The sequence below is a fragment of the Bacillota bacterium genome (assembly GCA_013314855.1).
GTDB lineage: Bacteria > Bacillota > Clostridia > Acetivibrionales > DUMC01 > Ch48.
Genome location: JABUEW010000180.1, coordinates 1 through 5,778, shown reverse-complemented (window position 1 = coordinate 5,778; position 5,778 = coordinate 1). Strand labels below are relative to the sequence as shown.

The window sequence follows — 5,778 nt, the reverse complement described above, 5'->3', positions numbered from 1 at the left end:
CAGCCGCACAATTTACCTCAAAACAAAGTCGAAGATCTGGCCTTAGCCCGGGAAACGTTGCACAGTGGTGACTTTGATTTTATGGAAATGTTATACGGCGCGCCTCCATTTATCCTCTCTCAGCTCATCAGGACTGCCATAGTGCCATCCGAAGGATGCCGGTTTATAGTATCTGACTTCAGTGCTATCGAGGCCCGTGTAATCGCCTGGCTGGCTGATGAAAACTGGGTGCTGGACGTCTTTCGTAGCCATGGAAAAATATATGAAGCCACAGCTGCTCAGATGTTCAAAGTGCCCATTGAGACTATCGCCAAGGGTCATGAGAATTATGCTCTGCGGCCCAAGGGGAAAGTGGCCACCTTGGCTTGCGGATACCAGGGAGGGCCACCGGCACTTATAGCAATGGGCGCATTAACAAGCGGTATTCCGGAAGACGACCTGCCGGGGATAATCCGGCAATGGCGACAAGCTAATCCCAATATCGTGAGCCTATGGAAGGCAGCTCAAGAAGCAGCTGTCGAGGCGGTTAGGGGTAAAACCACAGTTAAACTGGCCCATGGAGTACAGTACCGATATGAAGCAGGAGTGCTATTTGCTGACCTACCAAGTGGGCGGAGCCTGGCCTATGTAAATCCAAGGGTTAAGCCTGACCCGAACTATGGTAGAGAAGGGGTCGTCTTTGACGGGATGGACCAGGTTAAAAAGAAATGGACCTCTCAACGGACGTATGGCGGCCGCCTGGTTGAAAACCTTGTACAGGCCATTGCCCGTGATTGTTTGGCCGTAAGCATGATGCGGCTGGACCAGGAAGGCTACAAAATCGTGATGCACGTGCATGACGAAGTGGTCCTGGATGTCCCAATCGGAACCGGATCTATAGAACACGTTACAGCTGTAATGAGCCGGCCTATATCCTGGGCCCCTGGCCTGCCATTAACAGCAGCCGGCTTCGAGTGCAGCTTTTATCAAAAGGATTAATATTTGCCCGTATCACGGGAGGTAGACATATGATAATCAGTTTTAATTCAACTATCCACGCTTTGAAAGCATCAAAGCTTTTACCCCAAGGAGAATTAATACCCACACCCAGGAAGATATCGGCTAGTTGCGGATTATCCATACGAATAAAAGGTGACAAGAATGAACTTTTATCAAAGTTAGAAAGTGCCGGTATCCAGTGGAGTTTTGCAGGGGAGATGTAAATATGGACCCATTAGAATTTAGAGCATTACAAACAATGCCTTATGAATACAAAAAAAAGCATGCAATTACCCGAGCTCAGGAGTTTTATGAAGCTATGAACGGGAGAGTTTTTTGTTCTGTTGGTGGCCTCGACAGCATCACCTTACTTATTTTCCTTAGAAAGTACGTAAACCCGAATATTACAGGTATATCGGTATCGGGGTTGGAGGATAAAAGCATACAACAGATACACCGGCAGTTTGATAACTTTGTTCTTCTTACACCTTACAAAAGCAAGGTTCAAGTTATTCGGGAATGCGGCTTTCCTGTAATTAGCAAAGAAAAAGCCGGAAAGATTAAGATGCTGCAAAAGCCTTCTGAGAAAAATGCGACAGTCAGACATGCCATTATGACTGGAGAAACTGGGAAACAGGGAGGGTTTAGAAAAGGGACCCGGATGAAACTACCACAAAAGTGGTTGAACCTATTTGGTGGTCCTGAAAATGAGAAGTACGGAACTAATTATCAAACGGCACCTTTCAAGGTATCAGCTGACTGCTGTTATTACATGAAAGAAAAACCTGCTGACGATTGGGCAAAGCAAAACGGCTTAAAGCCATATATGGGGCTTATGGCCAGTGAAGGCGGCCAACGCGAAAAGGCCTTAGTTAAGCATGGCTGTAATTACTTTGGCAAAACGGTAACCAGGAGCTGTCCTTTTGCAATATTTAACCGACAGGACATTTTACAGTTAGCCATTGAACTCAATACACCCGTTCCGGCCATTTATGGTGAAATAATCCAAGATCCGGATGGTACGCTAAGGACTACTAAAGCCCAAAGAACAGGGTGTACTATGTGCGGTTTTGGCATTCATATTGAAAAAAGGCCTCATCGCTTCGACAGACTACGGGAAACAAGCCCTAAAGAATGGCACTTCTGGATGTATGAATGCGTAACTGATGAAAGTGCAGGAGAGAAATATGGCTGGGGTAAAGTTTTGGATTATATCGGAATCAAATGGGAAGATATACCCCCGGCTTAAACATCGGAGAGGTGAATTCATGAAGTTTTATATAGCAAGCAAATTAGAAAACGCCGCAAGGGTAGCATTACTCGCTAAAGTCTTGAAGTCCATGGGCTGGCAGCATACCTATGACTGGACTACCCATGGATCCGTTAAAGACCAGGGAGAGCAGCGGCTCCAGGAAGTAGCTGAAAACGAGATCAAGGGTGTAGCTGTTGCTGATATCGTTATTGTCGTTCTACCTGGTGGGCGTGGCACCCATGCGGAGCTAGGAGCAGCTATTGCTTTGAAAAAGACTATAGTTATCTGGGCTGAAACCGAAGCCCATTTTGAACAGGATGACAGAACATGCGCCTTTTACTGGAACACCTGCATAACCCGCGTAGTCGGTGACGCCTTAGCACTAATGGAGGAATTATTGCTCTATGTCAAACTATGAAACCTTCCTCAATAACAAACGCCTTGAGATGCAGCCGACAGGATTTTATATGGATAGGAGCTTCCTGCATAGCAGCCTGTTCGACTTTCAGAGAGACATAGTTCACTGGGCACTGCGGAAAGGCCGGGCAGCTATATTCGCTGGCACCGGCCTGGGTAAGACTCGGATGCAGTTAGAGTGGAGCAGGAGAGTGCATCAGGAAACTGACGGGGATGTGCTGATTTTAGCTCCTCTGGCTGTAGCTGCTCAGACACAGCGAGAAGCAGTGCAGATGGGCTACGCCGCCACGATCTGCCGGGGCCAGGATGATGTGAAGCCGGGGATCAACATAGCCAATTATGAAATGCTGCATAAATTTGAACCGGTCTTATTTGATGGAATCGTACTGGATGAAAGCTCCATCCTTAAATCCTTTACCGGGAAGATAAGAAATGAACTGATCGAATCCTTTGGTTTTACACCTTACCGGCTGGCCTGCACTGCCACGCCGGCTCCAAACGATTATATGGAACTGGGGAATCATTCGGAATTCTTAGGGGTTATGAGCCGCAATGAAATGCTTGCTATGTTTTTCGTCCATGACGGCGGGGACACATCCAAATGGCGGCTTAAAGGTCATGCAGAAGATACCTTCTGGGAGTGGGTAGCCTCCTGGGGTGTCATGCTGGAGAAACCTTCTGATCTGAGTTATCAGGATGACAGGTACAACCTGCCTCCACTTAACATTATCGACCATATAATCGATGCCGACGGAGATGTTGCAAAAACATTGTCCCAGCGGCAAAAAGCCAGAAGGGAAACCATCCAGGAACGTGTAACCGCATGCGCCGAGATTGTGAACGCAAGAGGTAACCCCTTCCTGGTCTGGTGTGACCTCAATGCAGAATCTGAATTACTTACTAAGTCTATAGCTGGAGCAGTAGAGATCAAAGGCAGTGATCGACCTGCTCATAAGGAAAAAGCCATGCTCGACTTTGCCTCAGGGAGAATTCGTGTACTGGTCACAAAGCCCCAGATAGCCGGATTCGGCATGAATTGGCAGCACTGTGCTGACATGGCCTTTGTAGGCTTATCCGATAGTTTTGAACAGGTATTTCAGGCAATTAGGCGCTGTTATAGATTCGGCCAGACTAATCCGGTCAATGTTCATATGATTACTACAACCAGGGAGGGAGCCACAGCGGAAAATATCAAGCGTAAAGAGGCGGATTTCCGCAGAATGGTCAGTGAGATGGTGAAGTATACCAAAGATATTACCTCTGAACAAATCCGCGCTACAGAGCGTGACGTGACTGAGTACAACGCGGGGAAACCCCTGGTGGTACCGTCATGGTTAAGGAGTGAGAAGTTTGCATGTTAAAGCCATAGACCAGGTTATAGAACCTGACTTTGCAATATACAATGGCGATTGTGTGGAAATAACCCGGGGATTGCCAGATAGCAGTATCCATTATTCTATCTTTTCCCCTCCATTTGCATCGCTGTATGTGTACTCAAACAGTGATCGGGATATGGGGAATAGCCGGAGTAACGAAGAGTTTTTTGAACACTTCAAATTTTTTATAAAGGAATTATACAGAGTAATTATGCCCGGGCGGCTGGTGTCTTTCCATTGTATGGACATCCCAGCTATGAAATCTCGAGACGGCTATATAGGACTAAAGGATTTCCCGGCGCAGTTACGTCAAGCTTTTGAAGAAGCCGGTTTTATATGGCATTCCAAAGTTGTGATATGGAAAGATCCGCTCATCGAAGCAACACGAACCAAAGCCCTGGGGCTCCTGCACAAGCAGCTGGAGAAAGATTCAGCGATGTGCAGACAGGGTTTGCCTGATTATCTGATAACCATGCGAAAGCCCGGGGATAATCCTGAGCCCATTAGGCACTCCGATGGATTAAGTCAATTCTATGGAGAAAACGAGCCTGAAGCCCCCAGGGTGTCACGTCCAGAACCGGATAAAGCAGCAGCAGCAGCAGTAAAAAAGGCCTACGTGGGGGACCCGGTGTATTCGCATCAAGTCTGGAGACGTTACGCATCTCCAGTATGGATGGACATCCGGCAAAGCAACACTCTCCAATTTAAGTCTGCCCGCGATGAAAGAGACGAGCGGCATATCTGCCCTTTGCAGCTGGATGTAATAGCCAGGAGCTTAGAGCTTTGGAGTAACCCGGGGGATATCATATTCAGCCCATTCGCAGGCATCGGTAGCGAAGGATACCAGGCTATTCAAATGGGCCGGCGCTTTGTAGGTGTTGAACTTAAAGAAAACTATTACAAGCTGGCCGTCAATAACCTGCGCATGGCTGCCCAAGAAGCATTCAACGCTTTACTGGAATAGGAGAACGCCTATGCAAGAACTGGACATCAGTTTTGGAAAATACCGAGCAGATATGAACTGGAAACCGCAATACCTTACCTGGGATGAATTCGTCGGTATGCTCAGTAAGATTCGGCGTACCGAAGAGACTATGGCCAGATACGATAAGCTGGACAACATCCGACGCGGGAAAATCAAAGATGGTCCTGCTTTCGTAGGTGGTCTGGTCCGGGGCGGGCGCAGGAAAAAGGAAAATATCGACACTCGGAGCTTAATCACCCTGGATGCCGATCATGCCAATGATGAATTTATATTTGCCTGTGACCTGGTTCTGGGGGGCACTTCGTACGTTATCTACTCGACACATAGCCACAGGCCTCAAAAGCAAAAATACCGGCTAGTTATCCCGGCCGACAGGTCCATGAACCCGGACGAGTACGCAGCTGTCAGCCGAAAAATAGCCGATAATATCGGTCTTAACTATTTTGATAAGACAACTTTTGAAGTCCACCGGCTTATGTATCTACCCAGCTGCAGCAAGGACGCAGAACCAGTCCTGGAAATTGTAGAAGGCAGTCAGCTCGACGTGGATGCAGTCCTGGCGGAGTATGAAGATTGGCGGGATCCGTTACAGTGGCCCAGACATGAAAATGATAAGCCTGGGCGGCAATCCTCGAAGAAAATGGAGGAGCCGACTACCAAACAGGGTATCGTTGGAACCTTCTGCCGCTGCTACAGCATCAGCGAAGCTATATCCAAGTTTTTACCGGACCTGTACTCCCCGGTTGATGATAGCCTGACCAGGTACACTT

The 5,778-nt window shown here is 47.7% G+C and carries 7 protein-coding genes; all 7 read left to right on the top strand.

Features of this window, described 5'->3' with window-relative positions; translation table 11 throughout:
* Nucleotides 1-978: hypothetical protein (locus HPY74_19305; protein ID NSW92758.1), on the top strand; the 978-nt coding region annotated here is incomplete at its 5' end.
* Nucleotides 979-1,007: 29 nt separating this feature from the next.
* Nucleotides 1,008-1,202 carry a DUF3343 domain-containing protein gene (locus HPY74_19300; protein ID NSW92757.1) on the top strand — a complete coding sequence of 65 codons (195 nt, stop codon included), beginning with the start codon at nt 1,008-1,010 and terminating at the stop codon, nt 1,200-1,202.
* Nucleotides 1,203-1,204: 2 nt separating this feature from the next.
* A complete protein-coding gene (locus tag HPY74_19295) occupies nt 1,205-2,227 on the top strand; it encodes a hypothetical protein (GenBank protein ID NSW92756.1) in 1,023 nt (340 codons plus the stop codon).
* Between the two features lie 19 nt (nt 2,228-2,246).
* The gene (locus HPY74_19290; protein ID NSW92755.1) at nt 2,247-2,648 is read left to right on the top strand and encodes a nucleoside 2-deoxyribosyltransferase; all 402 of its coding nucleotides are present in this window, start codon (nt 2,247-2,249) and stop codon (nt 2,646-2,648) included.
* The gene (locus tag HPY74_19285; GenBank protein ID NSW92754.1) at nt 2,635-4,008 is read left to right on the top strand and encodes a helicase; all 1,374 of its coding nucleotides are present in this window, start codon (nt 2,635-2,637) and stop codon (nt 4,006-4,008) included. Before HPY74_19290 ends, HPY74_19285 begins: the two co-directional genes overlap by 14 nt.
* A complete protein-coding gene (locus HPY74_19280; GenBank protein ID NSW92753.1) occupies nt 3,998-4,987 on the top strand; it encodes a site-specific DNA-methyltransferase in 990 nt (329 codons plus the stop codon). Before HPY74_19285 ends, HPY74_19280 begins: the two co-directional genes overlap by 11 nt.
* Nucleotides 4,899-5,778: hypothetical protein (locus tag HPY74_19275; GenBank protein ID NSW92752.1), on the top strand; the 880-nt coding region annotated here is incomplete at its 3' end. The genes HPY74_19280 and HPY74_19275, both read left to right, overlap by 89 nt.